Below are 17,898 nucleotides of genomic sequence, written 5' to 3'. Positions count from 1 at the left end.
TTATAAATGATAATCATTTTCATTTAAGTGAGTTGTATCACTTCTTTTAATATGTCACTATTTTTTCAAAAATATTGGGCGGGCAGGGAAATGTAAACAGATATACTGAAAAGTGCCAGCCGAATCCCCGGCTGGCCCCCACATTAAACAGGTATTCTCTCCCCAACAAAAGACGCTCCCTTTTGCAATGCCAATTTATTGACCTCAATCAAGTGCTGTTTTTCTTCGCCAAGAACCTTCTTCAACGATTCAATGACGGCCCCCTCTGAAACGACTTGCGCATAATACAGGAACGCCCCCAATAAAATCATATTGGCCACACGCGAATTGCCAAGATCATTGGCCATGTCGGTTGCTGGTATTTCAATCAGTTTAATATCTTCCCGCACAGAAGCCTTGGTCACCAGCGACGAATTAACGATGAGCAGCCCGCCCGGACGAATACGAGGTTCAAACTTGTCAAAGGAAGGGTTATTTAAAATAATCGCCGTTGACGGCCGAGTTACGACTGGAGAGCCGACTGGTTCATCACTGACCACTACCGCACAGTTCGCTGTCCCGCCGCGCTGTTCCGGGCCGTACGAAGGAAGCCAGGAGACACCTTTCCCTTCCAGCATACCGGCATAGGCAATCAGCTGTCCCATCGACATCACTCCCTGGCCACCAAAGCCGGCAATAATCATTTCCTCAAGCATAATTCCGCCCACCCCCTCTTTTTATTTAATCCCTTCTATAGATAAATTTTTATAAACCCCTAAAGGGTAAACTGGTACCATATTGTCCTTTACCCATTCAAGTGACTCCGCAGGGTCCAGCCCCCAGTTTGTCGGGCATGTCGATAAAATCTCAACCATTGAAAAGCCGCCGCCCCTTTTTTGTGTTTCAAAGGCTCGGCGAATGGCCTTCTTGGCTTTCTGAATATGAGGAACATCATGGGTTGATACCCGCTCAATATATGCGGCGCCATCCAGCACGGAAATCATTTCACAAACTTTAATCGGTGAACCGTGGACCGAGACGTCCCGGCCAAAAGGGGTCGTCGCTGTCTTTTGCCCAATCAAACTAGTAGGCGCCATCTGTCCGCCAGTCATCCCATAAATGGCATTATTTACAAAAATAACGGTAATATTCTCACCACGAGCAGCCGCATGGATGACCTCACTAATACCAATTGAAGCAAGATCCCCGTCACCTTGATAGGTAAACACCATCCGGTCCGGCAGAACCCGTTTCACTCCGGTTGCTACCGCCGGGGCGCGGCCATGGGCAGCCTGCGTCATATCACAGTTAAAATATTCATAAGACAAAACCGAACAGCCGACTGAAGCCACGCCAACCGTATCTTCCAAAACACCCATTTCCTCCAAAACCTCGGCCACCAGGCGATGAATGACGCCATGAGTGCAGCCCGGACAATAGTGCGTAGGCTTGTCAGTTAATCCGCTCGTTTTTTGAAAGACTGTCTTCATTGTCATACCGTCACACCCCTGGCAGCCATCATGATTTTTTCAAAAATTTCTTCCTGAGTTGGCACAATGCCGCCTGTTCGTCCGAAGAAGTCCACCGGAGCATGTCCCTCTACAACCAGCCTGACATCCTCGACCATTTGTCCGGCGCTCATTTCTACTGAAATATAGCCTTTTACCCGGCCACGTGTTTCAAGGAAAGGCTTCTCTGGGAAGGGCCATAATGAAATCGGCCTGATCAATCCAACACGGACGCCTACTTCTCTTGCCTTATTAACAGCATTCATGGTAATCCGTGCTACCGTCCCAAAAGCCACCATAATATAATCGGCATCTTCCGTCAGATACGTTTCAAAGCGCACCTCATTCTCCAAAATAGCAGCAAACTTCCGCTGCAGTTCCCAGTTACGTTTTTCCAAACTTTCGGCATCAAGGTCTAAAGATGTGATTGTCCTAGGAGGGCCGTCCCCACGTGTCCCGGTTGTCGCCCACGGCTTATCAAATGTACGAATTTCTGTACCCTCCGTGAATTCCACCGGTTCCATCATTTGCCCAAGCATTCCGTCCCCCAGCAAAATAACCGGTGTCCGGTAACGGTCGGCAATATCAAATGCATCCTTGGTCAAGTCAACAATTTCCTGCAGGCTGGCTGGAGCCAAAACAGGAGTATGATAATCGCCATGTCCGCCCCCTTTCGTTACCTGAAAATAATCCGATTGGGCGGGCTGGATATTGCCGAGCCCCGGGCCGCCTCTGGCAATATTGACGATCACGGCCGGCAGCTGTGCTCCTGCTAGGTAAGAAATCCCTTCTTGCTTCAAGCTAAAGCCTGGGCTTGATGAGGATGTCATCACCCGGACTCCTGCAGAAGCGGCACCGTACACCATATTAATGGCGGCAACCTCACTTTCCGCCTGCAAAAACAAACCGCCCACTTCCGGCAGCCGTCTTGCCATGTAGGCAACCAGCTCACTTTGCGGCGTAATCGGGTAACCGAAAAAATATTTACAGCCAGCATGGACTGCCGCCTCTGCAATCACTTCATTTCCCTTCATTAATACTTTCCCCATACAACTACCGCCCCCTATCACACCGTTTGTAATACCTTGACTGGCCTATATACTGAGATGACCGTATCCGGACAAACCTGGGCGCACTTGGCACAGCTGATACAGTTCTCCTGGTCAACAACTTTAGCAGGCCGGTATCCATTTCCGTTTAAATAGTCTGCTAGAAAAATAACATTGGTGGGACAAACCTGCACACAAAGGCTGCACGATTTACAACTGGCTTCATTAAAAACAACTCGTTTTTCCATAGAACTCACCCTTCCCAAGGTAACTTCATATACCGCTCAATAAAAACCGCTTCATATCGGCAAGCAAAATCGCAAGCATCTTTTTTCAGATGATTGGCTATTGTTGTATATAAAAATGGGATATCCAGCTTTTCTGACAATCGACAACTTAACTCATGGCCCCGCCAAACATCTTCCATGGTGGTTTCAAGACCGATGTTGGTATTATTAATAATACCGGTCACCTTCAAGCGGGATGCCTTTTCAATCTGGCCAATCGTGTATGCCGCCCCCTCTACTGTACTGACATAAGGCCTGTTCGCATTCAAGACAAACCATAATTCCGGCTGCAACTCTTTCCATTCATGATAATATTGCCCAAGCGCTGTCGCCCCGTCCTTGTCCCCTCCGGCATCCACGATTAACCGATAGCGGGGGTCATGGAGCACCCGGTAAATCTCTCCTGATACAATTGGCAAATCCGCTGAAGCCAAGCGGCTTTGTGGGGCGATTAATTCTACATCATGCTCCCTGAAAACTGAGGCAGCATCCCGGGAACGATAATAAGGGTTGATAATATCCAAATCATTGATGGCAACTTTATCGTGTTTCCTCCGTTCTGATAAAGCCAAATTGATGGAAATCTCGGTTTTTCCGCTGCCAAAATGCCCTGATAAAATGGTAATCCTGCCATTCGCACTCAAATTAACAACCGCCCCCTGCTATTTGTAAACGTTTACAAACTAATTCTCCAAACCAATCTTCAAAGTTTGCCAATTCCATTATCAAGCACATGGAAGTCTGCCACTTTGACTTATGTCACACTTACCTACAACTCAGAATGGAAAAAAGAAGCTCCTAGGAACTTCTTTATGACACAAATGATAGAATAACTTTTTGCGGAATGTCGGCCATATTATCAGCTTTGCTTTTTAATCTCTCACAGGATGGCAGTTCAAAGGAAAACTCCTCGACATTTGCCGGAATAACTCCATCTTCCTGTAATTTAGCAAACACTCTCTCCATTGCTTCTTCCGTTGAAATCCGATCTTCGGACTCTTCCTCTTGGAAACATTCCACACAGGTCTCGATGATATTTTCCTCAATTTGTTCCTGGGCGAACACTAATTTTGCACCGGCAATCGCTTCAACTTCTTGGTTCTCTAATTCAATAATAGTAGTTATATTCATGTCAAATTACCTCCCTGATTTAACTACCATCATTATAAAAAATTTATCTTCTTTTTTATTATGAAGATAGTATTATTCACTATTTGTTCATATGTTTTTGACAAATTTCTGACCAGCATCCTTAGCATTTGCTTTTTAAATCTTGGGTATCAACAGGTAAATATGACAAATACTATTAATTATTAAACATCATTGTTAGGTGATTAGCTGATATGAAGATTTTAAGAATTTATCAAGATGATATAAAAAGTGTCACGACGAATTGGGCTGCAGCCCTCGTTATTATCGCACTGATGTTTCTGCCGTCTCTTTATGCCTGGTTTAATATAAAAGCGTCATGGGATCCATACGGCCATACGGGAGGAATTCCAATTGCCGTTGTCAATGAGGATAACGGCACCGTCCTAAGAGGAAAAAAGATCAACATCGGCAAAGAGGTTGTGAACTCTCTTAAACAAAATAAATCGCTTGGCTGGGATTTTGTTGATGCTAAAAAAGCGGACCAAGGCGTGAAACACGGAGACTATTTCGCGAGCATTACGATTCCGAATGATTTCTCCGAAAAAATTGGCACTATCCTCAGCGATAACCCGCAAAAGCCGGTACTTATCTATGTTGTAAATGAAAAAATTAATGCTATTGCCCCAAAAATCACTGCTAAAGGAGCCACAGGCATTAAAGAGCAAATCAGCAAAAACTTTGTGAAGACAGCCAATGGCGTTATTTTTGATATCTTTAATCGTCTTGGTATTGAATTGCAAAAGAATCTGCCAGATATAGAGAAACTGAAAACCATGATTTTTTGGTTAAACGATCATTTGGCAGAGGCCGAAAATATCATCAATACCGCGAATCAAGACGCAGACCAGGCAGAAAAAATCGTGGCGGATTTACAAGTAAAACTCAATGAAGTAGACTCCATCATAGGCCGTGCCCAGCAGCTGTCCGGACAACTGACAACATTTTTTGACAGTAATCAAGAAACCTTCGAAAATCTCGCACCCGCCGTTAAGCAAAATCTCATCTATATGGAGCGAACAGCAGCGGATGTGGAACAGGTCATGGGAATTTTATTATCGAATACCGCCAGTTCAGAGGAAAGGCAAAGCGCACTAAACGATGGAATAACCCGCCTTACCGCATTAATCCGGGCAGAAACTCTTTTAATCAACCTATTAAATCAAATAAATGATTTGGGGACGGCTCCACTTTTTGCTAATGAAATAACACAACTAAACAAGCAAAAAGACTCTGCCGAAAGCCTATTAAGTAATTTAAAAACGATTCAAAGCCTTGGGACACCCTCACAGGACCTGTTAGTGCGGACTAACCGAATTGCTTCAGAACTGTCATCAGGTTTAACTCAGCTTGTGAATCAATATGACAGCAAAATCGCACCGAATTTTGCGCAAATCAGTGCTGCCGCCAAACAAGTTCCCATCAAGGCAAACGAATTTTTTGCAAACGCTGACCAAACGCTTGCACAAATTAAAAAAATCCTTCAGGATGCCGCAGCCGGAATTGCCATTGGGAAACGGGATTTAGCTCTTATAAAAAGGGATTTCCCTGCTGTAAAGCAAAAAATCACAAATCTGGCCAATCAAATCCGTGAATTTGAAAAAACAGAGGATATCCGTGACATTATTGATTTGCTGCGTAACGATGTCAAAAATGAAAGTGACTTTTTTGCCGAGCCCGTTCTATTAAAGGAAAAAAGGCTATTTCCGATTCCAAATTACGGATCGGCGATGTCGCCTTTTTTTACCACACTTGCTTTATGGGTCGGAGCGACTCTTCTTATTTCATTAATCCCAGTTGGGATAAGTGGTTTACCTGGCACATATCATCCGAATCATGTCTATTTAGGCCGTTTTTTAACCTTTTTGACTATCGCGCTATGCCAATCTCTCATCGTAACCGCGGGTGATATTCTGCTATTAAAGACCTATGTCGTTGATAAGCCCTGGTTTATCTTATTTGGATTATTGATTAGCGCTATCTTTATGCTGATTACTTATACACTGGTGTCCATTTTCGGAAATGTTGGAAAGGGGTTGGCCATTGTTTTTCTTGTCCTGCAAATTTCCGGTGCTGGCGGCACCTTTCCTGTTCAGGTAATGCCGTCATTCTTTCAAAAGCTTCATCCCTTTTTGCCCTTTACCTATGCCATCAGCCTGATGCGGGAAGCCGTCGGAGGAATCGAGTGGGATGTTGCCAAACAAGACCTTGCCATTCTTTCGGTTATGACCGCTATCACTTTAATATTTGGTTTAGTTTTAAAAGGACCGATTGAAAAATACGGCGGCACCCTGCAAAAAAAGGCAAAAGAAAGCAGACTCATACATTAAAAGGAATGTCGGCCTAATTTTAATTAATAATTGTTTTAAAAAAACAAATACTATTGGGACCTATACTTTTAAAAACAAAGGAGGTCCCTCTATTGTTTAAAAAAACTTCCTTTCTATTATTGTTTACCCTTCTATTCATTTTGCAGCCTTCCGCGACGTATCCGGTTGCAAAAGCAGCAATACAGAAAAGCACGACGATTGACTTAAGATTGCTTGAAACGACCGATTTGCATGCAGATTTAATCAACTATGATTACTATCTTTCAAGGGAAAATAATCGAATCGGCCTGGTTCAAACTGCTTCTCTCATTCGCCAGGCACGAAACGAAGTGAAGAATTCACTATTATTTGATGGCGGCGATCACTTAAAGGGTAATCCCCTTGGCGAATATCTGGCCAGAATTAAAGGAATCAACAAAGGCAAGATCCACCCAGTTTACCGGGCCTTCAATCATTTAAAGTATGATGCCATCGCAATCGGCAATCACGAATTTAATTATGGATTAAAATTTTTAAATGCTGCTTTAAAAGGGGCCGAAATGCCTGCCATTAACGCCAATGTTATTTCTGTAAAAACGAACACCCCATATTTTAAACCCTACGTCATTTTAAAACGAAGTTTAGAGGACCAAGATGGGAAGAAACATGACCTGAGAATTGGAGTGATAAGCTTCATGCCAACTCAGATTATGAAGTGGGATAAGTCAAACCTTGAAGGCAGAGTTTTCCCACGGCCGATTGTAGAAACCGCAAAGGAATATGTCCCCATTATGAAGGCTGAAGGTGCAGATGTTGTAATAGCTTTAGCCCATACGGGAATCACCGACGAACCATATCATCCCGATACAGAGGATGCTGTTTACTATTTAACAAAAATCCCTGGGATTGATGCGATCCTTTCTGGGCATTCTCACAGCGTGTTTCCCGGGCCATCCTATCAAAAGATTACCAACACCGATATGAAAACCGGACGAATAAATGGAAAACCAGTCGTAATGGCAGGAGCGTTCGGAAGTCATCTGGGGATTATTGATTTAAATATTAAAAAAGTAGCCGGCAAATGGAAGGTCGTAAATGGCATATCCCAGGTCAGACCGATTGCGGACGAAAACGGCAAACCGCTTGTCCAAACAGATGCCGAGCTGTTTAAATTATTAATGTCAGAGCATAAGGAAATGGTTAAAACTATAAATAAATTAGGCCACTAGGTCTTAAAATGTTATCTTTTTATTCACAAATTATCCATTGTTTTGCAGATGGATATGATTAAAATAATAATTGTTGTCCGGCTTTCTTGCTCTGGCTGTCCATTTCCATTGGAGGAATGTGCGGCTACAGACGAAAGCTTGGACAACATCTATTTGTTTAGACACTTTACAACCTATGCAGACTTTTATAAAATTAAATAAGAAAATATTCGGTGAATTGGAGTCTGTGATATTTTTGGACTCCTTTTTGTATTCACTTGTTAAGCAGAAATTAGGGAGAAGAGGTCGAAACATGTCAACACAAGCACTCATAGCATTAGGCGTTTTTCTCGTCATCTATGCCTTTATCGTCACAGAAAAGATTCACCGAACCATCATCGCCATGATCGGTGGAATTTTAATGGTGGTACTGGGAATTGTCGGACAAGAAGAAGCACTTCATCATATTGATTTTAATACCATTGGATTATTAACCGGTATGATGATTATCGTTACCATTACAGCCGAAACGGGTTTGTTCAAATATCTTGCTATATGGTCCGCCAAAAAGGCAGGAGCTGATCCTTTAAAAACGCTAATTATGTTCGGGATCATAACGGCAGTAGTTTCAGCTTTCTTGGACAATGTTACCACCGTCCTGTTGATGGTCCCTGTTACCTTCAGTATTACTCGCCAACTGCAGGTGAATCCAATACCATTTTTAATAACGCAAATTCTTGCGTCAAATATTGGCGGAACCGCTACTCTGATTGGTGATCCTCCGAATATCATGCTTGGAAGCGCTGTTAAAGAACTAACCTTTATGGAATTCATTTATAACCTTTCAGCTATTTCATTTCTTATCCTTTTTGTGAATATTGCCATTTTGGCTTTCATATATCGAAAACAACTCAAAACATCGCCTGAACTAAAAGCAAATGTAATGGATTTGGATGAAAAAGAGGAAATAACCGATAAAGTGTTATTAACAAAATCGTTAACTGTCATCGGATTAACGATATTAGGATTCTTCCTGCATCAATTATTACATATTGAATCAGCCACTGTTGCTTTAGCCGGAGCTTTCCTGCTGCTTTTATTAACAGGCGAAAAGTATTTGGATAAGGCTTTAGAAAAAGTAGAATGGACAACCATTTTCTTCTTTATCGGACTGTTTGTCCTTGTATCCGGATTGGTTGAGACGGGCGTCATTTCCTTATTGGCAGACAAAGCTGTTCATCTTACTGGTGGAAACGTTACCTCCACCTCGCTTTTAATTCTGTGGGTAAGTGCGATTGCATCTGCATTTATAGACAATATTCCGTTTGTTGCCACGATGATTCCAATGATTAAAGATATGGGCGATCTTGGTATTCAAAACCTTGAACCGCTTTGGTGGAGCCTGGCACTAGGGGCATGTCTCGGTGGGAACGGGACCTTGATTGGCGCGAGTGCCAACGTCATTGTGGCTGGGTTGGCAGCTAAGGAAGGACATCATATTTCATTCGGTAAATTCTTGCTCATCGCCTTTCCATTAATGATTCTTTCAATTATGATTTGTACAGTTTATATCTATTTGAGATATTTAATTTAGGAGGGGATTAGATGAAGATTGAGTATAAATTGAACGAGAAACTGATTGAATTAACGGAAAAGAAAAATGGAGATGATTTTGAATTCTCCATTACCCTTCTATCAAAGGAACAGAAAAAAGGGATTGAAAAAGTCCGCCAATATTTCGACGATAATAAGGTCCTGACAGACATTCATTTTTACATTCATGCCAATAACCGCTATCAAGTGATCGTCAGAAACGACTTTTATAATGAGTTTTTAATTCAGCTATTTAAGGAACAATTTTTGCTAGAAGTAAAGTGGGTATAATTAATGACGGCTGCCATTCAAATGGCAGCCGTTATTTTTTCCATTTCAAACATTTGATGAAAAGGGCAAAAGGAGCTGCCCTTATGGGGACAGCCCTTACCTGATATTTTTTATTTTTGTTGAGCATGATCAGGTGTGCCAATTTCACCCGCATGGTCTGGTTTTCCAACAGCTTTTCCTTGATTATAAGAAAGACCAAATCCGTACTCGTATTTGTTACCAGCTTTATTTACATAAGAATAATTCGGGGTTTCTTCAGGTGCAAAGCTAGGGACATCACCAACTTCATTTTCAACTGCTTCAGCACTAGCAGGGATGGCCATCGGCAGCTTTCCAATCGGGTTAAATTCGCCGCGAATGACATCTATTACTGCTTCAGGCTTCGTTCCGTATGTGGCTAAAACAGCGGCCGCATTTGGTTCAATTTGATTAATTAACCATGGGCTGATAAAGTTGATTGCCGTAATTGTTGGAACAGTTTTTTGAATTTCAACAATTCGAGCCACATTCGCGATGCCTGTTTCAGGACCTACTGTGATTCGCGGATTGTTATCCCAGTTGGATTGTGCCGGTTTCACCCAAACAAACGCATGTGTTGCTTCCGCTAGTGAATCTACGATGGTGATAGAGGCATCGTGATTTTTAATGGTCTGTTTTAAATTGGCTGTTGCTGCGGCTGCATCTCCGCCAGTGAACATTTCAACATAAAGCTTCACTTTTTGCAGCTTAGCATCTTTTAACGGCAAGATATTTTTATCGTTGCGTAATAAAACAACCGACTTAAGGTGTGCTTCATCTGCTAATGCTTGAGCCTTAGGATCTGCGACAACATCCAAAGCTTGCTGCGGATTTACATATGGGTCTTCAAATAGACCTAAATTCATCATTTCTGTTAGCAATAGGGTCACAGACTCGTTAACTTCCGATTCTGGTAGTAAACCTGATTTAACTGCATCGATAATTAGCTGCGGGTCGGATGAACCTGAAATAATATCGGTCCCTGCCTTTATGGCCTTCGCTACTTTTCCTACCGGTGATAAATCTTCGGCACCCCAAGCGTTGTTTCCAACAGCACCCGTATCAGAGTTTACATATCCTTTGAAACCAAGGTCATTTCGCAAGAAATCCAAAATTCCTTTGTTTAGTGCAAAGCCGACTTCTTCAAATTGCTGAGTCGAACTATATTTAGGCAATCCTTGATCGGCACTGTACTCGTTACTTGGATACGCATAATATGGCATAACAGACGTTACATTTGCCTTGATTGCTGCCTTGAAAGGAGGAATGTGATAGTTTAATAAGCTTCCCGCAGTTGGATATGGATTAAATTTACCTTCTACAAAGTGTGGATCCAAACCGTTATCACGCGCCCCGCCGCCAGGGAAGTGCTTGACCGTAATCGAAACACTGTCGCTGCCAAGCTTTTCGCCCTGGAAGCCGGTTATGACGTTATATACCATGTCTGATGCTAGAGCAGGGTCCTCACCAAAGGTGTCTTCGATTCTTGCCCATAATGGGTCTGTGGAGACATCGGCTGTATAACCATAAACCTTGCGAATGCCGGCCGCTCTCCATTCCTTAGCAGCAATTTGTCCGAATTCCTTAACTGCTTCTGCGTCTCGGGCTGCTGCAAACCCTAGCGGCCCAGGCCAGAAGGTGTGCATACCTGCACCGTCACTATTATTAGTGTAATCTGTGGAAGCATGGTTACGAGGGTTTGAAGTGACAACAACTGGGATACCCAACCTCGATTCCTCTGCTAATTCCTGAAGCTGATTTGTATATTTTGCAATCACATCGACGGTCGGAGTTTGACGGAAGATGACATGGCGCATATTTTTCCCAACAATCATCGGATCATCTGCACTTACATATCTTCCATCAGCCGGGTTGGCAATCGGAGTGTGCGTGTTAATTAACATCATGCCCGCCTTTTCAGCCAAAGTCATCTTTGACACCAGATCGGCTACCCGCTCATTAACAGGTTTTCTCCAGTCCTCATAAGGATCTAAACTCCTGTCACCATCTAAATCTCTGAATTGCTTCCCATCCGCTGTCAGAACGCCTTTCTTTGCTGCCTCAATTTCTGGTTGACCGGTAACCGAGTTAGCTGCAATACGATATGTAACCGTATCTGCCCCGCCGTTTCCGGCATTTTGTGAAGCTGGGTCAACATACCCCAAGTCTTCATTACTATTTGCACTTACCTGCGGGACCATGACTGGAGCTAACAGAGATAAAGCAAGTGAACCCGTAAGAAGTGTTTTTCTCAGTCTTGACGTTTTTCTAATTTGCTTTGATACTGACGCCATTTTTCTTCCCCCTATTAATCGGTTTTAGTAAACGCTTTCAACCATAATTTTAAGAGGATATCGAATGATAGTAGTATAGGATTTTTTTTGCTATATTTGTGTTTTTTTAATATTAAGAAAAATAAGTCTATTGACCTAATTCTAAATTACTATTTTTAAAAGCGAAAAAATGAGTCATTTTATAGACTCCGTTAGTCGCTTGATTTTCTAAATTCAGATGGAGAACTACCCGTAATTCTTTTAAAATTATTACTAAAATAAGCTAAATCCGAATAACCGACCCGTTCCGCAATCTCTGACATGCGTAATGATGTATTCTGTAGCAATCTTTTACTCTCTTCAATTCGCAGCTCCGTGATGTAGCCAACAAATTTTTTATTGAACTGCTGTTTGAATAATTGACTTAAATAGCTGGGATTAATATGGACATGGTCTGCGGCAGCCTTTAGAGTTATTTGATCTAAAGGGGTTTTTTCTATATATTGTAATACCCTTTCAATGGTAGATGATGGAATTGTTTCATCCAGTACTTGAGCAATTTTTCTACTTGTCTCTTCCTTATTTCGTTTAAATAACCATCTTTCCAGGCATTCCTTTAATTCTTTTTCGTCAATCGGTTTAATAAGGTAATCCGTCACACCGCTCCTCAACGCCTGATGCGCTAATTGGAACTCATGATGAACACTAATGATAAAACAATCCAGTTTCTTGTTTAACTTCGATAGTTCATTCGCCAACGAAAGCCCGTCCATTATCGGCATTTGGATATCTGTAATGACAAGGTCAACGTCATTTTGCTTGATCCAGTCCAGTGCCTCCAAACCATTCCCGCATTCATGGATAATTTCTAGAGGAAGTGCCAACTTTTTGATTGTCCACTTAAGGGCTGTCCGAACCCACCTCTCATCGTCAACCAGTAAGATTTTTTTCATGTGCTCACCTCTTTCCACTTTTTTAATAACCGTCAGTCTATCAATCTATAAAAAAAGGCTTTGGAAAAGTCCAAAAGCCTTTTTTAAAGGTGAATTTTCTATGGAGGCAAAACAAATGAAAAAAGCTTTTAGGAAAGAACCTTATTCATACTTCCGCTTTGATAGCCAATTAAATCAAGTGTTATATATTTATAGCCAAACTCTTGTAAATTACGCACAATGGTATCATGATTTTCAAGAATGATTGCCATATCTTTAGGCTCTACCTCAATTCGAGCGATATCCTGGTGAGTTCTTACGCGAACCTGGCGGATTTGCAAGGATTTTAAATAGTATTCTGCTTTTTCCACCTTTGTCAGCTTTTCTTTCGTAATGTACTCACCATAGGCAATCCTCGAAGAAAGACAGGCGAACGATGGTTTATCCCACGTCGGCAAATCAAACTCGCGGGAAAGCTCGCGGATTTCTTCCTTATAAAGGTCTGCTTCCTGAAGCGGGCCGCGAATTCCCTTCTCTTTAGCAGCCTGCATGCCTGGACGGAATTCATTCATATCATCGGCAATAACACCATAAATGACATTTTTAAAACCCTTTTCTTCCATGACAGGGATTAAATGATCAAACAAGCTGCTTTTGCAAAAATAGCAGCGGTTTTTACTGTTTTCTGCATAACCGGGAATCGCTAACTCGGAAGTTTCAATTACCTGATGCTTCACGCCGATTTTTTCCGCTAGTTTAATCGCCTCTTGAAGCTCGCTTGATGGATAGGTTTCTGAATCGGCTGTAACCGCCAGGACCTTCTCAGGCCCTAATGTCTCGAAGGCAGCCTTCAACAGAAACGTACTATCCACACCGCCTGAAAAGGCAACGACAACGGAATCCATTTCTCGGAGAATAGACTGTAATTTACTGTATTTCTCGGTAAGCATTGTCCCCTCTCCCCTCGGGTAAATCAATCTATTTATACTTCATCATTGTTATCTTATTAGGGAATTGACATCATTATGTTTAAATGGTCATTGCTCCGAAACCGCCATCCACACGGATCATTGCGCCTGTCACAAAGCTTGAGGCTTTCTCAGACGCAAGCCATACAGTTGCCCCTTGAAGCTCTTCAGCTTCACCAAAGCGGTTCATTGGTGTATGGCGCATAATGGACTCGATCCGCTCCTTGTCCAAAATTTTACGATTTTGTTCAGCAGGGAAGAACCCAGGGATAATCGCATTGACACGGATTCCATTTGCCGCAAATTCACGCGCTAAAAATTGGGTCACGCTATTAAGTCCGGCTTTTGATACAGAATACGTAAAGACGCGGGACAGCGGAGTTGTCGATGAAACAGACGAAATATTAATAATGCTGCCCTTTCTGTCCTGTTCAATCATTCGCTTCGCAAAAATTTGGCAGGTCATCACAATACCTTTTAAGTTTATATCCATGATTTTGTCATACTCATCCATGTCAAGATCAAAGAATGGAGTCGCACTGTTGGTTCCTGGTGCATTCAAGAGAATGTCCCAGCCGCCAGCCCATTGTTCGATTTCAGTTGCTGCGTGCTGCAAGGAATCCTTTGAACTAACATCTGCTTGGAAAGCCTTCGCTTCCCCGCCAGCTTCGACGATTTCCTTTACAACCTTTTCAGCTGTTTCAAGATTGCGGCCGACAATGGCAACCTTTGCCCCATGCTCTGCTAATCCTTTTGCCATAGCTGAGCCTAATACGCCATTTCCACCTACGGCTACAGCCGTTTTTCCGGTTAGGTCAAATAAGTTTGTCATATTGTTCTCCCCCAATTTTTCTAAAATAAATTTCCATTTTCATCAAAGTTAATTTCATATAAATCTGAAACCTGCTCCATATTTGGATGATTGGCTATATAATCGAGCAAAGCTTCAGAAACTTCTATTTCACTGATCTTCAGTGTATTTTTAATGCGCACCATTTTCACTTTGGTAAAATCTAAAATATTACACGTCTTAACGGCAGCTTGAATCGCCTGTTTATCATTCGGCAGTGTGGTGGCTATTTTTGTAGGCGACACAACCGTTGAAGTTAAGCCGTTGGCATATGTTCCTTCTAAGTCCATATTGTCCACTAGGCGTTGAGTTGTAAAATCAGCAGTACCTACCCCATTGGCATTTCCTTCGGATTCAGGAGTAACAGATAGCACGACCATTTTGTTAACATCAGGGCCGCCAGAGGCGTACGGAGTAGGATAACGTCCGGTAATATTCGGGTCCATTCCATCACCGCTGATATTTTTACCAATTTCATCAATCACAAGAACATCCAATTGATCAAAGAAAAGCTTAGGCAATAGCTCTTTTGCTTTTTTCTGCAGGTCAGCTTCCTTTTCGATAATTTCTGCAGGCGTAAGAACGTCCACTGCTGCCACTTTATCAAAAGCATTTTCAACGGATGCCACACCAAAAAGAACAGGCTTTTTCGCCATGATAACCTTGGCCATTGCCGGAACATTTTCCGCCATATACTTAAAGCCTAATTGATGGCAGGCCTCTGCGCCTCTTTGCTTACCTAAACCAATGCTGATCATTTTCATAATGCCGCTTTCAACAGGGCCCCTAAAAGCAGTATGTGGTTTCACCCGGTTGATAACGACAATACCATCAGCTTCTGAAGCATATTTATCAATATAAATTGGCAAACCATTTGGCAGTTCGTCAATTTTAACCACTTCCATCGAGGAGCGGATTTCACAGCCAACACTTTCTTCTGTGACGCCAAGATGCGCTAACACTTCACGCTGTCCTTCAGCAGTTGCACCGCCATGGCTTCCCATGCTTGGAACAATAAATGGCTTCGCACCAAGTTCCTTTAAGAATCGCACCGTCACTTCCGTTAGTTCAACAAGCCGGTCAAGTCCCCTGCTGCCAACTGCCAAGGCAATTTCCATTCCAGGCTTAACTGTTTTTCTTATATGTTCTTGCTGTAATTTATCCATTAACGCATGTTCAAGATTATCAATTTTCTCGTCGCTAAAATTCACTTTCACTTTTGCCATCTTCGGCACTGGGATATCTTTTAGTAAGTCTTGAATAACACCCACAATTCTTCACTCCTTCTCTATATCTTTAGTGTTTCCTTATGAAAAATTTACATGTACGGCCTTTTTTCAAGATCTGTTACGCAGTGTAATCCCTTACAAATATTACAAAAAAGAGATGTATTCCACCATTTAATTTAATTTGTTTATCAAACTAACAAATTCATTTGTATCATATCACTATCGTTATTTTACGTCAATTTATTTGCTAAAGTGTACTCTTATTTTTGGTGAGCCAATAACGAATTACCATGGTTGTTGTTTTTGAAAATTGCCTGTACCTTATAACTCCTGAAAAACGGAGAAAAACAGCGAAATACTAAGAAAAAGGTAGATGAAGTACGCTTTCAGTAACTTTGTTTTCGTTTTCACCTCGAATGTTTCCGTTTTCAGCCACTTTGTCAAAATCCTTCCATTCCCTGATAATGAGAGTATCAAATCACTAGGAGGAAATAAACCATGAAAAAGCTTATTAAAACAGTTGTTGAGTTGATCGAAAAGCACGGAGAATTCGTACCATTCGATTCATCAGAACCAGTAATAGCCAATCCACAAAAATAAAATAGTGGATTGGTTTTTTTATGCAAAAAACCTTGCATTTATATAGATTCTTTATCTTTATACTTATAGGACTTTGGAGAAAAGCCATAATTCTTTTTAAATGTTTTTAAAAAATAACTTTTACTTTCAAAGCCTAACTCAAATGCAATCTGTTCTACTGACTTTACCGAATGATCCAGCAATTCTATTGCTTTTTCCATTTTCATTCTTGTCACATATTCAATAAAACCTTCTCCCATTTCCTTCTTGAACATTCTACTGAAATAACTAGCATTTAAATGTAAATGGTCAGCTACTTCTTTTAGAGAAATTTTTTCACTAAGGTGGGTTTGTACATATTTTTGTGCTTTTAAAACATCTTTATTTCTTGTTGTCAAATTAATGGACTTTACTTGTTCAAGGAACTGACCACAGAGTTCTTCTAATACACATTCTAAATGTTCAAATGTTTCGACATCCTGAATAAAATGGTCTGTCGACGTATTTGATTGGGTTTCAAAATGTTTTAAAGCGCTTATGCATAATTTAATATCAAATATTAATTTATTTGCCCAATCTTTTATGACTGCCGGAGAATATTTCTTCTCTTTTATATTAGTTAATTGTTGGTACAAACTCTCTACTATTTGATCTTTTTTATCTTTTAAGATCAACTCTTTTAGTTTCTGTGAAATCTGTACATAATCATGAAAAATAGAATCGCTTATATAGGAAATTGGGCGAAAATATTGAATACTGCCATGTTGATAATAAAAACGTTGATCTTTATTTTTAAGTAAAAGTTGGATATTTTCGATTAATTGCTGGTGCTTCACATTTTGTTCTCCGATAAAAGAAGTAATACTAATGTTTAAAATCGTACGGATTTTCCTATGCATTTCTTTTATCATGAGTTCGATAAACTGATTTATATCCATCGTTTTGTTTCTGTTCAATGGAATAAGAATAAGAAATGTATCTTTTAAATAAAAAATCTGCACCTTTTGACGAACTTTTGTCAGTACTTCATCTATTAGGTTGTTTACACGATATTGAAGCAAGGTTTCATTTTCAAACTCAGTGATCGCTTTTTGATAATGATCAATAAAGCATAGCACCGGTGTATAATGCTCGTGTGAAAGATCCATTCCCAAAAGGTGCTCTTGCTCTTTCCACCAATCCGCTTTTTCCATATTCTGTTCTTTCATTAGCTTTTCAATAACATTTGATTTGATATTATTTTTCTCTAGAAATGTGGTGATATTTAGGTGCTTATTACTTGTATAACGTTCTTGATCGAACTTTTGCTTTAATCTCTCAAGTAAAGCAATAATATCAATCTCTTCCATAGTCTCTTTTAAAATATAATCATAGACTCCTATTTTTATAGCCTTTTGTGCGAAGTGAAACTCATCATGACAAGAGAGGATGATATTATACGAGTTGCTGTTTGATTTTTTCAGCTGCTCTATTAATTCGATTCCAGTCATTTTGGGCATCCCTATATCGGTTATCAATACATCATAGGAATTCTCTTGCAGATATTTATAAGCCAAACTACTATCTTGAAAATGCGCGGCTATCTCGAAACCATAGTCCTGCCACGGAATCATTTTCTTTAAAAATTGAATAACGAAAACATCATCATCAACCAAAACTACTTTGTACATTCCCAT

The 17,898-nt window shown here is 41.0% G+C and carries 16 protein-coding genes; 4 read left to right on the top strand and 12 right to left on the bottom strand.

Annotation, left to right across the window (positions count from 1 at the left end; translation table 11 throughout):
• Positions 1–143: 143 nt before the first annotated feature.
• The 6 genes from ACFPA1_RS21815 to ACFPA1_RS21790 all read right to left on the bottom strand — a co-directional run bounded on the left by ACFPA1_RS21815 (position 144) and on the right by ACFPA1_RS21790 (position 3,954).
• Positions 144–707, bottom strand: a complete 564-nt coding sequence (locus ACFPA1_RS21815; RefSeq protein ID WP_378585524.1) for a 2-oxoacid:acceptor oxidoreductase family protein — start codon at positions 705–707, stop codon at positions 144–146.
• A 9-nt stretch (positions 708–716) separates the two neighbouring features.
• The gene (locus ACFPA1_RS21810) at positions 717–1,475 is read right to left on the bottom strand and encodes a thiamine pyrophosphate-dependent enzyme (protein WP_378585522.1); all 759 of its coding nucleotides are present in this window, start codon (positions 1,473–1,475) and stop codon (positions 717–719) included.
• Entirely contained in the window at positions 1,472–2,536 is a 1,065-nt protein-coding gene (locus tag ACFPA1_RS21805; RefSeq protein WP_378585519.1) for a 3-methyl-2-oxobutanoate dehydrogenase subunit VorB, read from the bottom strand. Before ACFPA1_RS21805 ends, ACFPA1_RS21810 begins: the two co-directional genes overlap by 4 nt.
• Positions 2,537–2,553: 17 nt before the next feature.
• Positions 2,554–2,784, bottom strand: a complete 231-nt coding sequence (locus ACFPA1_RS21800) for a 4Fe-4S binding protein (protein WP_213141131.1) — start codon at positions 2,782–2,784, stop codon at positions 2,554–2,556.
• Between the two features lie 5 nt (positions 2,785–2,789).
• Complete coding sequence (locus tag ACFPA1_RS21795; RefSeq protein ID WP_378585516.1) at positions 2,790–3,467, bottom strand: hypothetical protein; 678 nt, start codon at positions 3,465–3,467, stop codon at positions 2,790–2,792.
• 166 nt (positions 3,468–3,633) lie between these two features.
• A complete protein-coding gene (locus ACFPA1_RS21790) occupies positions 3,634–3,954 on the bottom strand; it encodes a hypothetical protein (protein WP_213141133.1) in 321 nt (106 codons plus the stop codon).
• A 212-nt stretch (positions 3,955–4,166) separates the two neighbouring features.
• Here ACFPA1_RS21790 and ACFPA1_RS21785 point away from each other — a divergent pair, with 212 nt between their 5' ends.
• The 4 genes from ACFPA1_RS21785 (at position 4,167) to ACFPA1_RS21770 (ending at position 9,373) form a co-directional block, all read left to right on the top strand.
• Positions 4,167–6,302: a YhgE/Pip family protein gene (locus ACFPA1_RS21785; protein ID WP_378585513.1), complete on the top strand. Its 2,136-nt coding sequence runs from the start codon at positions 4,167–4,169 to the stop codon at positions 6,300–6,302.
• A 92-nt stretch (positions 6,303–6,394) separates the two neighbouring features.
• The gene (locus tag ACFPA1_RS21780) at positions 6,395–7,510 is read left to right on the top strand and encodes a metallophosphoesterase (protein ID WP_378585511.1); all 1,116 of its coding nucleotides are present in this window, start codon (positions 6,395–6,397) and stop codon (positions 7,508–7,510) included.
• Positions 7,511–7,802: 292 nt separating this feature from the next.
• On the top strand, positions 7,803–9,083 hold the full coding sequence (locus ACFPA1_RS21775) for an SLC13 family permease (protein WP_213141136.1): 1,281 nt from the start codon (positions 7,803–7,805) through the stop codon (positions 9,081–9,083).
• An 11-nt stretch (positions 9,084–9,094) separates the two neighbouring features.
• Complete coding sequence (locus ACFPA1_RS21770) at positions 9,095–9,373, top strand: hypothetical protein (protein WP_213141137.1); 279 nt, start codon at positions 9,095–9,097, stop codon at positions 9,371–9,373.
• Positions 9,374–9,483: 110 nt separating this feature from the next.
• Here ACFPA1_RS21770 and ACFPA1_RS21765 read toward each other — a convergent pair whose 3' ends face one another.
• From ACFPA1_RS21765 to ACFPA1_RS21740, 6 genes are all read right to left on the bottom strand, one after another.
• Positions 9,484–11,685 carry a glycoside hydrolase family 3 protein gene (locus ACFPA1_RS21765; protein ID WP_378585508.1) on the bottom strand — a complete coding sequence of 734 codons (2,202 nt, stop codon included), beginning with the start codon at positions 11,683–11,685 and terminating at the stop codon, positions 9,484–9,486.
• A gap of 191 nt (positions 11,686–11,876) precedes the next feature.
• Entirely contained in the window at positions 11,877–12,617 is a 741-nt protein-coding gene (locus tag ACFPA1_RS21760; RefSeq protein ID WP_378585506.1) for a response regulator transcription factor, read from the bottom strand.
• A 128-nt stretch (positions 12,618–12,745) separates the two neighbouring features.
• On the bottom strand, positions 12,746–13,546 hold the full coding sequence (gene larE / locus ACFPA1_RS21755) for an ATP-dependent sacrificial sulfur transferase LarE (RefSeq protein ID WP_378585504.1): 801 nt from the start codon (positions 13,544–13,546) through the stop codon (positions 12,746–12,748).
• A 79-nt stretch (positions 13,547–13,625) separates the two neighbouring features.
• Positions 13,626–14,396 (bottom strand): SDR family oxidoreductase, encoded by a 771-nt coding sequence (locus tag ACFPA1_RS21750; protein ID WP_213141141.1) that lies wholly within the window; start codon positions 14,394–14,396, stop codon positions 13,626–13,628.
• A 20-nt stretch (positions 14,397–14,416) separates the two neighbouring features.
• Entirely contained in the window at positions 14,417–15,685 is a 1,269-nt protein-coding gene (locus ACFPA1_RS21745; RefSeq protein ID WP_213141142.1) for a lactate racemase domain-containing protein, read from the bottom strand.
• A 596-nt stretch (positions 15,686–16,281) separates the two neighbouring features.
• The gene (locus ACFPA1_RS21740) at positions 16,282–17,892 is read right to left on the bottom strand and encodes a response regulator transcription factor (protein ID WP_378585500.1); all 1,611 of its coding nucleotides are present in this window, start codon (positions 17,890–17,892) and stop codon (positions 16,282–16,284) included.
• Positions 17,893–17,898 lie beyond the last annotated feature (6 nt).

Source organism: Neobacillus sp. GCM10023253 (assembly GCF_042653105.1).
Lineage (GTDB): Bacteria > Bacillota > Bacilli > Bacillales > Cytobacillaceae > Neobacillus > Neobacillus citreus.
Note: the sequence above shows the minus strand (reverse complement) of the source record. Positions and strands in the feature narration are given on the sequence as shown.

Bases quoted from the DNA above. Each gene is read 5' to 3' on its own strand.
- ACFPA1_RS21800 (WP_213141131.1), bottom strand. From the start codon at position 2,784: ATGGAAAAACGAGTTGTTTTTAATGAAGCCAGTTGTAAATCGTGCAGC.
- ACFPA1_RS21785 (WP_378585513.1), top strand. From the start codon at position 4,167: ATGAAGATTTTAAGAATTTATCAAGATGATATAAAAAGTGTCACGACG.
- ACFPA1_RS21740 (WP_378585500.1), bottom strand. From the start codon at position 17,892: ATGTACAAAGTAGTTTTGGTTGATGATGATGTTTTCGTTATTCAATTT.
- ACFPA1_RS21775 (WP_213141136.1), top strand. From the start codon at position 7,803: ATGTCAACACAAGCACTCATAGCATTAGGCGTTTTTCTCGTCATCTAT.
- ACFPA1_RS21810 (WP_378585522.1), bottom strand. From the start codon at position 1,475: ATGACAATGAAGACAGTCTTTCAAAAAACGAGCGGATTAACTGACAAG.
- ACFPA1_RS21805 (WP_378585519.1), bottom strand. From the start codon at position 2,536: ATGGGGAAAGTATTAATGAAGGGAAATGAAGTGATTGCAGAGGCGGCA.
- ACFPA1_RS21750 (WP_213141141.1), bottom strand. From the start codon at position 14,396: ATGACAAACTTATTTGACCTAACCGGAAAAACGGCTGTAGCCGTAGGT.
- larE (WP_378585504.1), bottom strand. From the start codon at position 13,546: ATGCTTACCGAGAAATACAGTAAATTACAGTCTATTCTCCGAGAAATG.
- ACFPA1_RS21765 (WP_378585508.1), bottom strand. From the start codon at position 11,685: ATGGCGTCAGTATCAAAGCAAATTAGAAAAACGTCAAGACTGAGAAAA.
- ACFPA1_RS21790 (WP_213141133.1), bottom strand. From the start codon at position 3,954: ATGAATATAACTACTATTATTGAATTAGAGAACCAAGAAGTTGAAGCG.
- ACFPA1_RS21770 (WP_213141137.1), top strand. From the start codon at position 9,095: ATGAAGATTGAGTATAAATTGAACGAGAAACTGATTGAATTAACGGAA.
- ACFPA1_RS21760 (WP_378585506.1), bottom strand. From the start codon at position 12,617: ATGAAAAAAATCTTACTGGTTGACGATGAGAGGTGGGTTCGGACAGCC.